Source organism: Ruegeria sp. HKCCA0235A (assembly GCF_013033235.1).
GTDB lineage: Bacteria > Pseudomonadota > Alphaproteobacteria > Rhodobacterales > Rhodobacteraceae > Ruegeria.
Map to the genome: position 1 here is coordinate 82,270 of NZ_WQDQ01000001.1, position 14,710 is coordinate 96,979.

The 14,710-nt window shown below is 58.2% G+C and carries 12 protein-coding genes; 1 reads left to right on the plus strand and 11 read right to left on the minus strand.

Features of this window, described 5'->3' with window-relative positions:
• Positions 1-9: 9 nt before the first annotated feature.
• The 5 genes from GOW56_RS00390 to GOW56_RS00410 all read right to left on the minus strand — a co-directional run bounded on the left by GOW56_RS00390 (position 10) and on the right by GOW56_RS00410 (position 3,181).
• Complete coding sequence (locus GOW56_RS00390; protein ID WP_152457734.1) at positions 10-1,155, minus strand: HlyD family secretion protein; 1,146 nt, start codon at positions 1,153-1,155, stop codon at positions 10-12.
• Between the two features lie 21 nt (positions 1,156-1,176).
• Complete coding sequence (locus GOW56_RS00395) at positions 1,177-1,539, minus strand: DUF3302 domain-containing protein (RefSeq protein WP_171204605.1); 363 nt, start codon at positions 1,537-1,539, stop codon at positions 1,177-1,179.
• Positions 1,540-1,574: 35 nt separating this feature from the next.
• On the minus strand, positions 1,575-2,144 hold the full coding sequence (locus GOW56_RS00400) for a disulfide bond formation protein B (protein WP_171204606.1): 570 nt from the start codon (positions 2,142-2,144) through the stop codon (positions 1,575-1,577).
• 10 nt (positions 2,145-2,154) lie between these two features.
• The gene (locus GOW56_RS00405; RefSeq protein ID WP_171116330.1) at positions 2,155-2,310 is read right to left on the minus strand and encodes a DUF5993 family protein; all 156 of its coding nucleotides are present in this window, start codon (positions 2,308-2,310) and stop codon (positions 2,155-2,157) included.
• A 109-nt stretch (positions 2,311-2,419) separates the two neighbouring features.
• Positions 2,420-3,181, minus strand: coding sequence for a DeoR/GlpR family DNA-binding transcription regulator (locus tag GOW56_RS00410; RefSeq protein ID WP_171204607.1), 762 nt, complete (start codon positions 3,179-3,181; stop codon positions 2,420-2,422).
• A 174-nt stretch (positions 3,182-3,355) separates the two neighbouring features.
• Between GOW56_RS00410 and glpD the strand changes: the two genes are divergently transcribed.
• On the plus strand, positions 3,356-4,945 hold the full coding sequence (gene glpD, locus GOW56_RS00415; protein ID WP_371807863.1) for a glycerol-3-phosphate dehydrogenase: 1,590 nt from the start codon (positions 3,356-3,358) through the stop codon (positions 4,943-4,945).
• A gap of 71 nt (positions 4,946-5,016) precedes the next feature.
• Here the strand turns inward: glpD and GOW56_RS00420 are convergent, their stop codons facing one another.
• From GOW56_RS00420 to GOW56_RS00445, 6 genes are all read right to left on the minus strand, one after another.
• A complete protein-coding gene (locus GOW56_RS00420) occupies positions 5,017-8,154 on the minus strand; it encodes an efflux RND transporter permease subunit (protein WP_171204608.1) in 3,138 nt (1,045 codons plus the stop codon).
• A gap of 3 nt (positions 8,155-8,157) precedes the next feature.
• On the minus strand, positions 8,158-9,258 hold the full coding sequence (locus GOW56_RS00425; protein ID WP_171205018.1) for an efflux RND transporter periplasmic adaptor subunit: 1,101 nt from the start codon (positions 9,256-9,258) through the stop codon (positions 8,158-8,160).
• Between the two features lie 303 nt (positions 9,259-9,561).
• Entirely contained in the window at positions 9,562-11,307 is a 1,746-nt protein-coding gene (gene metG / locus GOW56_RS00430; RefSeq protein WP_171204609.1) for a methionine--tRNA ligase, read from the minus strand.
• Between the two features lie 291 nt (positions 11,308-11,598).
• Complete coding sequence (locus GOW56_RS00435) at positions 11,599-12,819, minus strand: MFS transporter (protein WP_171204610.1); 1,221 nt, start codon at positions 12,817-12,819, stop codon at positions 11,599-11,601.
• Between the two features lie 80 nt (positions 12,820-12,899).
• Positions 12,900-13,496, minus strand: coding sequence for a YceI family protein (locus tag GOW56_RS00440; protein WP_171204611.1), 597 nt, complete (start codon positions 13,494-13,496; stop codon positions 12,900-12,902).
• Positions 13,493-14,707: a CynX/NimT family MFS transporter gene (locus GOW56_RS00445; protein WP_171204612.1), complete on the minus strand. Its 1,215-nt coding sequence runs from the start codon at positions 14,705-14,707 to the stop codon at positions 13,493-13,495. The genes GOW56_RS00440 and GOW56_RS00445 overlap by 4 nt, the downstream gene beginning before the upstream one ends.
• Between the last annotated feature and the right edge of the window lie 3 nt (positions 14,708-14,710).

Here is a 14,710-nt window from a genome sequence, read left to right on the forward strand (position 1 = left end):
CGCGCATCCTCAGATATCCAGCGGTCGAATGAAGTTGGCGAAGGAATAGAGACGGATGTTGATGCGTCTCAGGAACTCAAAGCTTTTGCCCATGCCGGTGTAGATCGCTACGGCGGCGTGGCCGCCAGCCGGGAAAGTGTGCCCTTCCGGGATATCGACGGTGATCTGCACGGCAATTCGACCGGGCAGTTTCGGCAGTTCAAAGCCGGGCAGGCGGCCTGAAGGGATCAGTTGCCCTTGGCGCGTGGCCCACCAGATCGCCTCGACCTTGCCTGTCAGGATTTCGCCCGGGTAAAGATCCAGCGCCACTTCGACCTCTTGCCCCGGTTCCACGAATTTCAGGTTCTGCTGTCGAAAGGTCGCAAGGATATAGGGGCTGTCCTCGGTCACGAAACTGGCAATCGCGCCCAGTCGAACATCGCCGACGACCAGACCGGGGCGGGCTTGTTGCGATACGATCATGCCGTTTTCAGGCGCGTAGATTGTTGTGTTTTCAAGAAAATACTCAGCCTCGGCCAACTGCGCCCTTGCCTGGAGAATACCCGTGTTCACGCCGTCTATCTGGGACTCCACGGCCAGTTGCGCCTTTTCCAGATTTGCTTCGGCCTGTTTGACAGCAGCAAGGTCTTCGGTCACCTGCTCGTTCCAGCGGTCCAGTTCGTCTTGCCGCGCTCCGCCGGCGGGCACAAGGGTTTCGTACCGGGCTTGCTGAGTCTGCGCATAGGCCAGCTGCGCGTTTGCGCGTTCAACAGCTTCGGTCGACGCGATCACATCCTGTTCCAGAATCTTGGAATTCTGTTCAGCTGCGACCAATTGCGCCTGCGCATTGTCTACCGCCAGTGAAAATACGGTGTCGTCAAAGCGGTAGAGCGGATCACCCTTGGTGACCGGTGTGTTCGGTTCCACAAGAACTTCGGTCAGGATCGTCGGCTGTGTCAGTTTGGGAATGATCTGTATGGTCGAACGCACCACGTGGCTGTCGGCCGAGAAGGGTTGAAAGAACCGCAATGCGACCAGAAAAATCAGCAACAGGTGCGCGCCAACCCAAAAGGATACGATGCCCCAGGCGATGTTGAATTTCAGCAGTTCCAGCTTGAAGAAAATAAGCCAGACGAAAATGATGTAAAATAGCGTGATGCCAAGGGCGACAAACATGTTTTGTGACTTCCTCTGGCCTTAGCTTTGCTGCGGATCGTCTGTGTCCAGACGGCCTTGATATTCAGGTCGGACATCACCACCCAGACGTTTGATTTCATCACGAATGGCGTCTTTTTCCTCGTCAGGGCCACGGCGAACGTCGACCGTAACGCCATCATGGAACGCCCACATGAAGGCATGGACCCAGGGCACCACGGCCAGAAATCCCATCCAGCCCATGATCTTTACGGCCTCGGCATGGGGATGGTTGCGCTTGATGGCAATCCGACCCGGAAGACCCATGAGAAAGAGAAACAGTGCCATCACCGCCGCCAGAAGCAGGATCAATGCCACGAAAGTCAGATAGTCATAATAGCCAAGCGGTTGTCCCAGTAATCCCATGCTCGCGCCTCCTTTTGGGGAAGGTTACGGTATCTTCAGTTGCCGGCGTCCAATTCGTCAATCAACTTGTAGCTTGTCGGCGGGTCGGCGCAGATACCCGGCCCGCATTCCAGCAAGGTTGAACCCGCGTTCAGCACCGCCAAAGCCAGCATGACGAAAAACGCGATCTTGGCCAGAGCATTTCCGCCGAACCTTGGTTCCTGACGAGACGGGTCGGCGTATTGGCGATCAAACAACAGCATGATCGACGTGCCCAGCAACACAAGGAAAAAGGCGATCCCGGCCCAGGTATAGTAGTGCAGGCCCAAAACAGGAGAGCCGTAGTGCCCGGTGCCGGGTACGATATGCAGAAGAATTTGGCGGATCGATACAGTGCCGCCATACAAGGCCGCAATCAGCACGATGGCATAGTGTTGCGGCCGTGGACCGTAGAGCAGGTTCAAACCAAGCCCCACACCGACGGCAACGAACCCAACACGTTGCAGCAGGCAAAGCGGGCAGGGCAGTTCATAGAGGACGAGCTGATAGAAAAACGCCAGGGCCAGTACAAGGCAGACGGCAAGCATACCGATCGCGTTGAGGGTGCGGGACAGTTCAGGTGTCATGACAAGCCCCTCAGAGTTGAATAGTCAGCGGTGTGGTGGCGTGGAATTTCAGCCAGTAGATACACATGGCCAACGTGACGAAAAACAAAGCGTTGCCAGCCTTGGTCAACTTGAAATAGTTCAGCCCCATCGTGGCGATAAACAACGAAAATAAAAGCGCAATCATGGCCCGGTCCTCCCCTCCCGTGCACAAATTCTTGTATTAAGGATAGTGTCAGGCCAAGTTCGATCTGGCAAGCCGCGCAACTCGCGCGGACGTTGTTATTTGCCCGCCTCTAGTCGCAGATGATGACATCTGTCTGCCACTCGCGACAGTGCTCTGGCAGCTTGCCGGGCAGGGGCAGGTCGCTATAGACCGTGTCAAGCTCGGCAATTGATCCTATCCGCGCCGGGGCCGAGCGTTGAAACTTCGAATGATCGGCAACCAGAAAAGTGCGGCGCGCCTTCTCGATGATGGCCTGGCTGACCTGAACCTCCTGAAAGTCGAAATCCAAAAGATCGCCATCCGTGTCCAGGGTCGAACATCCTATGACGGCGATGTCGAATTTGAACTGCCGGATGGCCGATACGGTCAGGTTGCCGATCAGCCCCCCGTCTGTCCGACGCAAAACGCCGCCGGCCATGATGATTTCGCAGTCCGGGTTTTCGACAAGAATGTTTGCAACGTTCATGTTGTTGGTCACCACCAGCAGGTTCTTGTGGTTCAGCAACTGCCTTGCCACGGCCTCGGTCGAGGTTCCGATGTTCATGAAAATTGATGCGCCATCCGGGATATCAGCCGCGCAGGTCTGAGCGATGCGGGTCTTGGCGTCCGCGTTCAGCGCGCGGCGGTCCTCGTATCCGATATTAGAAACACCCGAGCGGAGAACAGCGCCCCCGTGAACCCGGTCCAGCTTGCCCGCATCTGCAAGCTCGGTCAGGTCGCGCCGGATCGTCTGAACGGTGACGCCAAAGCGTTCAGCCAGCCCCTCGACGGTAACGCGCCCTTCGGTGCTGACGATTTCCAGAATGTCGGATTGGCGAAAGGACAAGGACATGGGCAGTTCCGGTGTAGAGGATTGATTTTCGTTTTTGTTCTTTTTGTCGATTTTGGCAAGCCAACTTGCTTGAAAATCATACCAGTGTTGCAAAAAGAAAAAAAACGAACATAAACATTGACGAAGCGAAAGTCATTCTGGCTAATGCCCGCAACCGTGTCAGGCAGGGAATCAATGGATATGCAGTCAACGGACAACCAGATCACAGACCTTTTCATCATCGGCGGCGGGATCAATGGCTGTGGAATAGCGCGGGACGCCGCCGGGCGAGGTCTTTCGGTGACGCTGGCCGAGATGAACGATCTCGCTTCTGCCACATCCTCTGCCTCGACCAAGTTGTTTCACGGCGGATTGCGGTATCTTGAGTATTTTGAAATTCGCCTGGTGCGTGAGGCCCTGATCGAGCGTGAAACCCTGCTGCGCGCGATGCCGCATATCAGCTGGCCCATGCGTTTTGTGCTGCCCTACCACAAGGATATGCGGTTTGATTCCGAAACGCCGACCTCGCGGTTGCTCAGCACGGTCATGCCGTGGATGCGCGGGCGACGTCCGGCCTGGCTGATCCGGTTGGGCCTGTTCATGTATGACAATCTGGGCGGGCGCAAAATCCTGCCGGGCACGACGTCATTGAACCTGCGGTCAGCACCCGAGGGGGGCCCGTTGCAGGACAAGTTCGAAACCGCTTATGAATATTCCGACTGCTGGATCGAAGACTCGCGATTGGTGGTCCTGAATGCGCGTGACGCCGAGTCGCGCGGCGCGCAGATCATGGTCCGAACCGAAGTGACCTCGGCCGAGCGGGTCAGTGATCTTTGGGAAGTGTCCGTTCGGGATCGGAACAGTGGTGAGACTCGTGTGGTCCGGGCCAAAATGCTGATCAATGCGGGTGGGCCCTGGGTGGGCGACATCATTCAATCCAAGATCCGCGTGAACTCTCGCGAGGGCGTGCGGCTTGTTCGGGGCAGTCATATCGTGACGCCCAGGCTTTACGATCACGAAAAATGCTACTTCTTCCAGGGCGAAGATGGCCGCATCATTTTCGCCATACCATACGAGCAGGATTTTACCTTGATTGGGACAACGGATCAGGATCATCCGGACCCGTCGACCAAACCGGTCTGCACCGAGGCCGAGAAGGACTACCTGTGCGCCTTCGCATCAAAGTACTTCAAAAACAGCATAACGCGTGACGATGTCGTATGGACCTATTCCGGCGTGCGGCCTCTTTATGATGACGGCGCAAGCAGTGCCACTGCTGCGACACGGGATTACACGTTGAAAGTCGATGCGCAGGGCGGGGCACCTGTTTTGAATGTGTTCGGCGGCAAGATCACGACCTATCGCAGGCTTGCAGAAAGCGCGCTTGAGAAGGTCGGTGAGTTTTTTCCGAACCTGCCCGGCCCCTGGACCGCTGGTGTCGCACTGCCGGGGGGGGATTTTCCGGTGGATGCCGTCGAAACCCTGAAAAGCGATCTTTTGGCGGCCTATCCCTTTTTGACCCAAAGCTGGGCTGCCCGCCTGATCAGAGCTTACGGGACCGAAGCAAGGGATGTTTTGGGTGATGCAAAACAGGTATCCGATCTGGGAGAGGATTTTGGCGCAACCCTGACAGCGAAAGAGGTCGCGTGGCTGATGGACAAGGAATATGCCTGTTCAGCCGAAGATGTGGTTTGGCGCCGCAACAAGCTGGGCTTGCGGCTGAGTGCCGAGCAGATTGCGCGGATCGATCAATGGATGTCCGAACGGTCCGAGCATAAGGGATAGCCTGAAAACGCCTTGATGTTGTCAGCGGATTTGTAAGAAAGCTCCATCAGTTCAGATGGGGCTTTCTGTGTTCAGGCGGCTTTTTCCGTAGGGCCGGGGTCGCTCTTGCTGCCCTTCAACCATTCCCGCATGCCTTGCATCAGGGCATAGAGCACGGGCACCACGATCACACCAACCAGCGTTGCCGCCAGCATCCCGCCAAATACCGCGACACCAATCGCCTTCTGGCTGGCGGCACCGGCTCCGTTCGCGGCCAGCAGGGGGACAACGCCAAGTAGGAAGGACAGCGCAGTCATCATCACAGCGCGAAAACGCTGATACGCAGCCTCTGCGGCGGCCTCTTTGATGGAAAGCCCCTTGGCGCGTTGCTCCATGGCGAACTCGACGATCAGAATACCGTTCTTCGAGGCCAGCCCGACAAGCATGATCATACCGATCTGTGTATAGAGGTTGATGTCACTGCCCACGATGGCCACCGCCGCCACGGCCCCAAACAAGGCCACGACAACGGAAAGCAGGATTGAAACAGGTAAGGTCCAACTTTCGTACTGACCCACCAGGAACAAGTAACCGAACAGGATGGCAAGCCCGAGGATGATGATCACCAGACTGCCCGAAGCCAGCTGCTGCTGCGCTGTCCCCGTCCATTCGAACGCATAGCCCGGGGGCAGGGCGGTTGCGGATTCTTCGGTCATCACGCTGATTGCATCGCCGCTGGACAAGCCGGGTGCAGGGACCGCCGTCACCGTGGCCGACCGGAACAGGTTGTGGCGCTTCAGAAGGACCGGACCCAGCACGTTTTCAACGTCGATCAGTGTCCCCAGCGGCACCATGTCTCCGTTTTGAGAACGGACATAGAGGTTCGCGATATCTTCGACATTGTCCCGATAGGTCCCATCGGCCTGAATCATCACGCGATAGACACGGCCGAACAGGTTGAAGTCATTGACATAGTAAGACCCCAGCTGCGCCTGCATGGTCTGAAAAATCTCGGCGACCGAGACATTCAGCGTTTTGGCTTTTTCGCGGTCCAGATCAACGAACAGCTGCGGGACGTTGGCGCGGAAGGTTGTATAGGCCTGCCCGATCTCGGGTCTCTGATTGGCCGAATACACGAACGAACCCACGGCCGAGGCCAGATCCTGCGGTGTGCCACCGCCGGTTTGCTGAACTTCCATCTCGACACCGGCGGACATACCAAGGCCCTGGATGGGCGGTGGGTTGAAAGCAAGGACCGAAGCCGCTGATTCACCGTTCGCGATCGCCAGCACTTTGGCCAGAATGGCGTCCGCGCTCAGATCGTCTTCCTGCCGTTCGCTCCAGTTTTCGAGGTTGACGAAAATCGCAGCGCCGTTGGTGATCGTGCCGTTCAGCATCGAAAAACCGTTGACCAGAACCGTGCTCGCGACGCCCGGGATTTCACTTATCTGTTCATCCAGACGTGCGGTCACCGCCTCGGTCCGTTCCAATGTTGCGGCATCAGGCAACTGTACATCAACGAACAGATACCCGTTGTCTTCAAGCGGAATGAATCCGGCCGAGGTGTTGGACATGATTGTCCCGGTTCCCATGCCAAGCCCAACCACGATGGCCAGCGCAATGGCCGGAAAAACCAACAGCTTTCGTACAATGGCCACATAGCCGTTGCGCACGGTGCCGATGAAGTTTTCGAACATCGCAAGCACCCCTTTGGGAGGGCCGGACCGGGGGCGAAGAACCAAGCCGCACAGGGCAGGCGAAAGGGTCAGAGCGTTGATGGAAGAGATTACGACAGCGGTCGAGATCGTTATGGCAAATTGGGAATACAGCCGCCCCGAGATGCCGGGCATGAACGTGACCGGCACGAACACCGCCAAAAGAACCAGTGTGGTCGCGATGACCGGACCCGTGATCTGGCCCATGGCTTTTCGGGTCGCTTCAGCAGGGGGCAACCCTTCATCCGCAATGATGCGCTCCACGTTCTCGACGACGACGATGGCGTCATCCACCACGATACCGATGGCCAGCACCAAGGCGAACAGCGAGATGGTGTTCAGCGACATCCCGAACGCTAGCAGGAAGGCAAAAGTACCGATCAGGGATACCGGGATTGCCACGGCTGGAATGATCGTTGCGCGCCAACTTCCCAGGAACACGAACACAACCGAAATAACCAGAATGAAGGTCAGGATCAGGGTCGAGACCACGTCGTTCAAAGATGCCTCGACAAAGTCGGTCGTGTTGAAGGGGACATCATATTCGACATCCGTCGGAAAGGCGCGGGACAGCCGCGCCAATTCCGCCTGCACACGTTCTGAAACCGCCAAAGCGTTTGCACCGGGGGCCTGATAGATGCCGATGACCGTGGCTGGAACCGCCTGAAAATAGCCCGAAGCCGCATAATATTCTGCGCCAAGCTCTACCCGGGCGATGTCTTTGACGCGGACGATGGCACCGGCGTCACCTGTTCGGATCACGATGTCACCGAATTCCTCTGCGGATGTCAGGCGGCCTTTGGATTTGATCGTGTATTGAAACGTCTGCCCCTCGGGAACGGGTGGCGCACCGATCGAACCGGCGGACACTTCGATATTCTGTTCCCGGATCGCATTGATGACATCCCCCGGTGTGATGGACAGTGCCGCCATCTTGTCCGGATCCATCCAGATCCGCATGGCGTATTCAAGGTTGGTCAGAACATCGGCTTTGCCGACGCCCTGCACCCGCGCCAGCGCATCGCGCAGATTGATCGAGGCATAGTTCGACAGGAACACACTGTCATAGGTCCCATTGGGTGAGGTCAGAGTGACCAGCATCAGCATGTTGGTCGAAGATTTCTGTGTCACCACACCGGACGAAGTCACTTCGGCTGGCAGCGATGACATGGCCTGCGCCACCCGGTTTTGAACGTTGACCGATGCGATGTCGGGATCGGTGCCGACCTCAAAGGTCACATCCAGCGAATAGGACCCGTTGTCCGATGATCTGGACGTCATGTAAATCATGTCGTCCACACCGTTGACCTGCGCCTCAATCGGCGCGGCAACAGTGTTTTCAACGGTCTCGGCGTTTGCGCCTGTATAGGTGGTCGAGACGTTGACCACAGGCGGCGTGATATCGGGGAACTGCGCGACCGGCAGCACCAGGTATCCGATACCGCCCATGATGGTCAGCACCAGCGAAATGACGAGCGCCAGCTTGGGCCGGCTGATGAACAGGGCTGAGAACATCTGTTACTCTCCCGGTTGCTCAGAGGCGACGACTGCGTCAACAGCGACGCCGGGGCGAACCCGTTGCAGGCCCTCGACAATTACGCTTTCGCCTTCGCGCAGCCCGTCCAGCACAATAATCGCGGTTCCAACCGTGTCACCGGTGGTGATGTAACGCTGTTCAACCATCTGCTTGTCGTTGACGACCAGGACAAACTCGCCCCGCTGATCGCGCTGCAAGGCGGCTTGAGGCACCAGAACCTGCAAGGTCGGTTCCAGCGCTTCGATCTGCACATTCACAAAGGCGCCGTCCAGAATCAGCCGGTCCGCGTTGTCGAACTGGGCGCGAACGGTAATTGCGCCGGTCAATGGGTCGATACGGTTGTCAACGAATACAAGTCTGCCGACTTCATCCATCTCGGTGCCATTGGGCAGGATGACGTGCACGTTCGGGCTTTGCGGGCTTTCCGCCAGCGATGCCGAGTTTTCACCATAAGTCTGTAAGACTGAGGTGAAGAGCTTTTCGTTCAACGAGAAATTCACATATATGGGCGTCTCGCTGACGATATTGACCAGAGGAGGGTTGTTTGGTCCGACCACATCTCCGACGCTGGTCGTGATCCTGCCGATACGGCCGTCGAATGGCGCATGTATCTGCGTGTAGCTCAGGTCAAGCTCGGCCTGCTGGATCGCAGCATTGGCCGCCTTCACCTCTGCCTCGGCGACCAGTTCGTTGGCGCGGGCAATGTCGCGTTCTGACTCTGGCGTCGCGTCGCGTTTGTAGAGCTCTTCTTTACGCGCCAGATCGACCTTTGCCAGTTCAAGATTTGCTTCGGCCCGGTTCAGATCGGCCTTTCGGGCCTCAAGCGTCGCCTCGTACAGGTCGGGTTCGATGGTGAACAGCAGATCGCCTTCTTTGACAGTCGCCCCATCCTCGACCTCGCGGCTGTTGAGAAACCCGTTCACCCGCGCCACGATATCGACCTTGTTGATTGCCTCGGCACGTCCGATGAACGTGGCTTCGTCGGTGATTTCCTCGGTATAGGCCGCCGCTATGGAAACCTTTGGTGGTGCCCCTTCTTCCTGCGCGGTCGCCGGATGCGCCAAACCCAAGGACATCAGCATGAATGCGGCGGCCAAATGCCTGCTGATCTTGTTGGGTGAAAGGAATGCTGGGGACATGGCGAAAGCCTCGTTCGATGCAGAAACAAAAGATGCCGACCCAGTCGCCACGGCGACGTGAGTCGGAGGAACCTGGTCTCAGGATGACTTTTTTGCGCCGATATCTCAAGCGTGATGAGTCCCGCGCCGGTCGGGACGGATGTCAAAAGTTCAAGCACTTATGCTGGCTTAGGCACTGACGTGGCCGCGGGGCCTGAGCAAGAGAAGCCCGAAATGGGCCCCCCCGGGTTATTTGTGCCGGACCGATCAGTCGCGGGCTCCGGCAAACCTGTCCTGCCATTCTTCGCGCTGTTCATCCGTTACTTTGGCGAACAGAACGTCTGGCACGGTAAAGTCGTGGCCGGACGGCAAGGCGTTCAACGCGGTGGCAACATCTTCGGGCCAGCTGGTATCCAGCGTGTTCATCGCGCTCAGCATGCGGGCCGAGGTTTCGGGGATGAACGGTGCGCTGAGAACGGCGTAAAGCCGGATCAGGTTCAGGCCAAGACGTACCTGTGCGGCGGCCTGCTCGGGGTCTTCTTTAAATGTGGACCACGGAGCTGCGGCCTGTAGATATTCATTTCCTGCGACCCAGATTGCCCGCAGCTCCTGCGCGGATTTGCGAACCTCCATCGCCTCCATATGGCCTTCATAGGCGCGGACGCGTTTGGTGAGCTCTTCGATCAAGGCCTGCTCGCGGGGGCCGAACTGTCCACCTTCGGGCACGGCCTCACCAAATTTCGAGCGGCAGAATTTGGTGATCCGACTGACAAAGTTGCCCAGAACGTCTGCAAGGTCCTTGTTCACCGATTGCTGGAAGTTCTCCCAGGTGAATTCGCTGTCGCTGCTTTCGGGCGCATGGCTCAGCAGCCACCAGCGCCAATAATCGGCAGGCAGAATATCCAGCGCCTGATCCATGAAAACGCCACGGCCCTGGCTGGTCGAAAACTGGCCGCCGTCATAGTTCAGGTAGTTGAACGACTTGATGTAATCCACCAGCTTCCAGCGTTCTGGTGATCCGGTCTCTTCATTGTGCGCGTTGGTGCCCAGGATGGTGGCCGGGAAGGACAGCGTATGGAACGGCACGTTGTCCTTGCCCATGAACTGGACATAGCGCACGTCGTCCGCGCCCTTGTCGGTGCGCCACCAGCGTTCCCAATCCGCTTCGGTCCTGCCGTTGGCATCGGCCCATTCCTTGGTGCAGGCGATGTATTCGATGGGGGCGTCGAACCAGACGTAAAAGACCTTGCCTTCCATCCCAGGCCAATCCTGATCGCCTTTCTTGACCGGTACACCCCAGTCCAGATCGCGGGTAATGCCACGGTCCTGCAAGCCGTCGCCGTCATGCAGCCACTTCTTGGCAATCGAAGTGGTCAGGACCGGCCAGTCCGTCTTGCTGTCGATCCACGCATCCAGATTGTCCTTCATCGCGGATTGACGCAGATACAGGTGCTTGGTCTCGCGCACTTCCAGGTCGGTCGATCCGGAAATGGCCGAGCGCGGCTCGATCAGGTCCGTCGGATCCAACTGCTTGGTGCAGTTTTCGCACTGGTCGCCGCGCGCGCGATCATAGCCGCAATTGGGGCAGGTGCCTTCGATATAGCGGTCAGGCAGAAAGCGACCATCGGCGTTGGAATACACCTGTTTCTCGCTGACTTCGCGGATCAGGCCCGCGTCATCCAGCTTGCCCGCAAAATGCTGGGTCAGGCGCTTGTTCTGCTCGCTGGACGAACGGCCGAAGTGATCGAAGCTGAGGCCAAACCGGTTGGCGATATCAGCCTGAATCGCATACATGTCGGCGCAATACTCCGCCACCGGCTTGCCGGCCTTGGCGGCGGCCAGCTCGGCGGGTGTGCCGTGTTCATCCGTGGCGCACAGGAACATGACCTCGTTCCCCCGGCCACGCTGGTAACGCGCGTACAAATCAGCCGGTAATTGCGAGCCGATCAGATTGCCGAGGTGTTTGATCCCGTTGATGTAGGGGATCGCCGAGGTGATGAGAATCCGAGCCATGATCCGTTTCCGCGTAACTGTCTGCGCGCCCGTCTACATGATGTGATCGCCCAGCAAAAGCCCGGCATTGACCTGCTTGTCGATTTAGACCCCGAAGGCAACGAAAATCGTGCTGCCGCAACGATCTGGATCGCGTTCCGGGGACATGCCCAAAGCTTTTGGGGCAAGCAGAGGGACTCCAACGCCTTAAATCCGAGTCGCAGTGCCCCGTCCTTGTTCCATACCGAACCAACCGAAAAGGCCGGGGTGATCAAAAAAGACATCCAAAGAACAGCGGGGGCGCCCAGTTTTTCACTCTTCCCGCGACCGTTTCAGAAGGCGACCAATCGTGAATGAGGTGCGCGGGGCGTAAACATAATTCGTGCGTTCCTCGGGGGTGGGGCGTGACCGCATCCGCGCCAGACCAAACACGATCAGGAAGACATGCCCGAACGCCACGAAGGCAAAGAGGGCACCCGGGCCAAATTTCTGGATCAGGGTCGAGGTTATGTAGGGCGATGCAATTGCCCCCAAGGCAAACCAGAACATCAGGGCAGCCGAGAGTTCCACCCGTTCCTCGGTCGTGGCAAAGTCGTTTGCGTGGGCGGATGAGACCGAGAAGATCGGAAAGGTTGTCAGGCCAAAGAACACGGCCGCCGACATAACCCCGATCGTTCCGGTGCCGCTGGCTGCCATGGTGACGCCGCAGCTGAGTACCGCGGCAGCCGACAGCCAGATAAGGACCCAGCGCCGGTCATATTTATCAGCCAGCCAGCCGACGGGGTATTGAGCAAGCGCACCACCCAGTACGAAAGAGGCTAGGAAGAATGCGATCTGATCGACGCCAAGTCCGACCTCTTGCCCGTAAACCGGACCCACCATTCGGAACGAGGCCGAACTGAGCGCGGCCACGATCACGCCTGCCACGGCCAAGGGTGAGCTGCGCCAAGCCAGCTTGGGTTTCAGGCGGGGCGCGTCAGGTGTTTTGGGTTGGCTTGCTTTGGTCAGCGTCAGCGGCAGCAGTGACGCACAGCACAGGATCGCCAGCAGGTTGTACGAAACGTAAGAGGCCGGGGGCAGAACGGCGATAATCAACTGGGCGCACAGGGACGCACCCATATCCGCGATCCGGTACGTTCCCATTGCACGCCCTCGGGTTTCATTGGTGACCTTCGCGTTCAGCCAGGCCTCGATCACCGTGTATGCGCCTGCGACGCAGGTGCCCGAGGCCACACGAAGGGCGGCCCAGATATATGGGTTTTCGGTCAGCGTATGTCCGATGAGGCCCATCGCGCCCAACGCGGTGCAAACTGCAAATGCGCGCGAATGACCAACATTGCCCATCAGACGTGGTGCCCACCAGCAGCCGATGAAAAACCCCAGAAAGTGCGAAGACCCCAAAAGACCGATCTGTTCGGTCGTGAAATCCAGCGTGATGCCGGAAATGGCATCGAGAGGTCCGACGCCTCCTGTCGAAAGCTGAAGCAGAATGACCGAAAGAAACAGGGCGGCAAATGAAATGATCGTGCGCATGGTGGTCTCAGATTGGCAGGGTCGCCGCACAATGCGCGCATCAATTCGACTTTAACGAGTCGTTTTTTGCCGTTCGGCGATCAGGTCGCGCGTATGATCTCGGCGCGGATGTCCAGGCCGACAGTGTCGTCAACCAGGTCAGGATAGCCCGAAGCTCCGAAGTCGTGCCGGTTCAAAGCGCCCTTCAGGCCAATGGTCAGACGGCTCAGATCGTTCACTGCGCTTCCTGCCTGCCGGTACAGATTGGCCTCCAACGTGATCGGGCGGGTCACGCCGCAGACCGTCAGATCACCCGTGATCCGAGCGCCATCTGATATTCGTCCTTCCGCGCCCAGCTGTATGTCCGTTGACACAAACCGGATCGTTGGGTGCTGCTTCGCGTCCAAAACGCTGGGGCTGAGCATGGGCATACGGGCAAAGGGAAGCCGCGTTTGGGCTTTACTGACGTCCAGTGTCACCGTGACCTGGCTGTTCTGTAGCCGACCTGTGTCAATCTGAACATTGGCGGTCCGGATCGGCATCGTCCCTGACTGTGTCACCCCCGCAAGATCAAACGTGAACCCGACCCGGGTGCCTTCATCCGACAGGATGTATGGCCGCAATGCGGCTTGTGCCGCCTGGGTCAGGGGCAGGGTTGCCAGCCCGGCAAGCAGGTTGCGACGGGTCAGAAGGATCATGCCATGACGCTTTCCCGTGTGGGGCGGGATCTTCTGAGCAGCATCAGAATGATCGCAATGTTCAGACCATTCCAAAAGATGCCATTCACGAACGCCAGTTGGTAGCTTCCGGTGAGGTCGTAGATCCATCCTGACATCCAGCCACCGAGTGCCATGCCAAGAATGGTCATCATCATGACGAACCCGACCCGCGCACCAGCTTCTTGCGGCGGCATGTATTCGCGGACAATCAACGCATAGCTGGGCACGATGCCGCCCTGTGCCAGACCAAAGAGCAGGCTGATGGCATAAAGCGACACCATTCCATCGTAGGGCAGGAACAGGAACAGGGCGATGCATTGCAGGAGCGAACCGATCAAAAGCGTCATGACTCCGCCCAGCCGGTCAGCCAGCAGACCCGAGATGATCCGGCTGACAACACCACCCAATAACATCAGTGACAGCATCTCGGCCCCGACCGCGGGCCCATATCCCAGCCCGACGCAATAGGAGACGATATGAACCTGTGGCATCGACATGGCGACGCAACAACCGATCCCGGCCAGGCCCAGAATATATTGCAGCGCGCGCGGTGACACACCGACACTTCGTGCATTGATTTGGGCGGATGCTGCGGCGGTGCTGTGTGCCTCGACCGGAACCCTGCGGCGTAGCAGCAGCGACAGGGGAATGACGACGACAAGCGTCAGCACGGCGAGCGTCAGATAGACCTGTTGCCACCCATCCCGCGCCAGAATTCCGGACAGCATGGTGGGCCAGATGGCGCCGGACAGGTAATTCCCACTGGCGACCAATGCGACGGCAATGCCGCGCCGTTTCATGAACCAATGTGAGATATCGGCGATCAGCGGGCCAAACCCAATCGACGTGCCCAGCCCAAGCAAAAGATGCGCCGCGGATAACAACATTATGCTGGGTGCCAGCGTTGCCAGCACATAGCTCATCGCGCTCAAGACGGCTGCTCCGATCAGGGCGCTGGTGACGCCCAGCCGGTCCACCACCTGTCCCAACCACATATTGCCCAGGGCAAAACCGATCATCGCCAGAGTGTACGGCATCGAGGCTTCGGCACGACCGGCCCCGAATTCGGCTTCAACTGCGGGCATGACCACGATTACCGCCCACATGCCCACATTCGCCACTGTTGCAATGGCGAGCGTGATCAGAAGGCGAAGCCAGGAATAGCGGCTGTCATGGATCGGATGGCTCATGTG

Bases quoted from the DNA above. Each gene is read 5' to 3' on its own strand.
- GOW56_RS00390 (WP_152457734.1), bottom strand. From the start codon at position 1,155: ATGTTTGTCGCCCTTGGCATCACGCTATTTTACATCATTTTCGTCTGG.
- GOW56_RS00395 (WP_171204605.1), bottom strand. From the start codon at position 1,539: ATGGGATTACTGGGACAACCGCTTGGCTATTATGACTATCTGACTTTC.
- GOW56_RS00400 (WP_171204606.1), bottom strand. From the start codon at position 2,144: ATGACACCTGAACTGTCCCGCACCCTCAACGCGATCGGTATGCTTGCC.
- GOW56_RS00405 (WP_171116330.1), bottom strand. From the start codon at position 2,310: ATGATTGCGCTTTTATTTTCGTTGTTTATCGCCACGATGGGGCTGAAC.
- GOW56_RS00410 (WP_171204607.1), bottom strand. From the start codon at position 3,181: ATGTCCTTGTCCTTTCGCCAATCCGACATTCTGGAAATCGTCAGCACC.
- glpD (WP_371807863.1), top strand. From the start codon at position 3,356: ATGGATATGCAGTCAACGGACAACCAGATCACAGACCTTTTCATCATC.
- GOW56_RS00420 (WP_171204608.1), bottom strand. From the start codon at position 8,154: ATGTTCTCAGCCCTGTTCATCAGCCGGCCCAAGCTGGCGCTCGTCATT.
- GOW56_RS00425 (WP_171205018.1), bottom strand. From the start codon at position 9,258: ATGCTGATGTCCTTGGGTTTGGCGCATCCGGCGACCGCGCAGGAAGAA.
- metG (WP_171204609.1), bottom strand. From the start codon at position 11,307: ATGGCTCGGATTCTCATCACCTCGGCGATCCCCTACATCAACGGGATC.
- GOW56_RS00435 (WP_171204610.1), bottom strand. From the start codon at position 12,819: ATGCGCACGATCATTTCATTTGCCGCCCTGTTTCTTTCGGTCATTCTG.
- GOW56_RS00440 (WP_171204611.1), bottom strand. From the start codon at position 13,496: ATGATCCTTCTGACCCGTCGCAACCTGCTTGCCGGGCTGGCAACCCTG.
- GOW56_RS00445 (WP_171204612.1), bottom strand. From the start codon at position 14,707: ATGAGCCATCCGATCCATGACAGCCGCTATTCCTGGCTTCGCCTTCTG.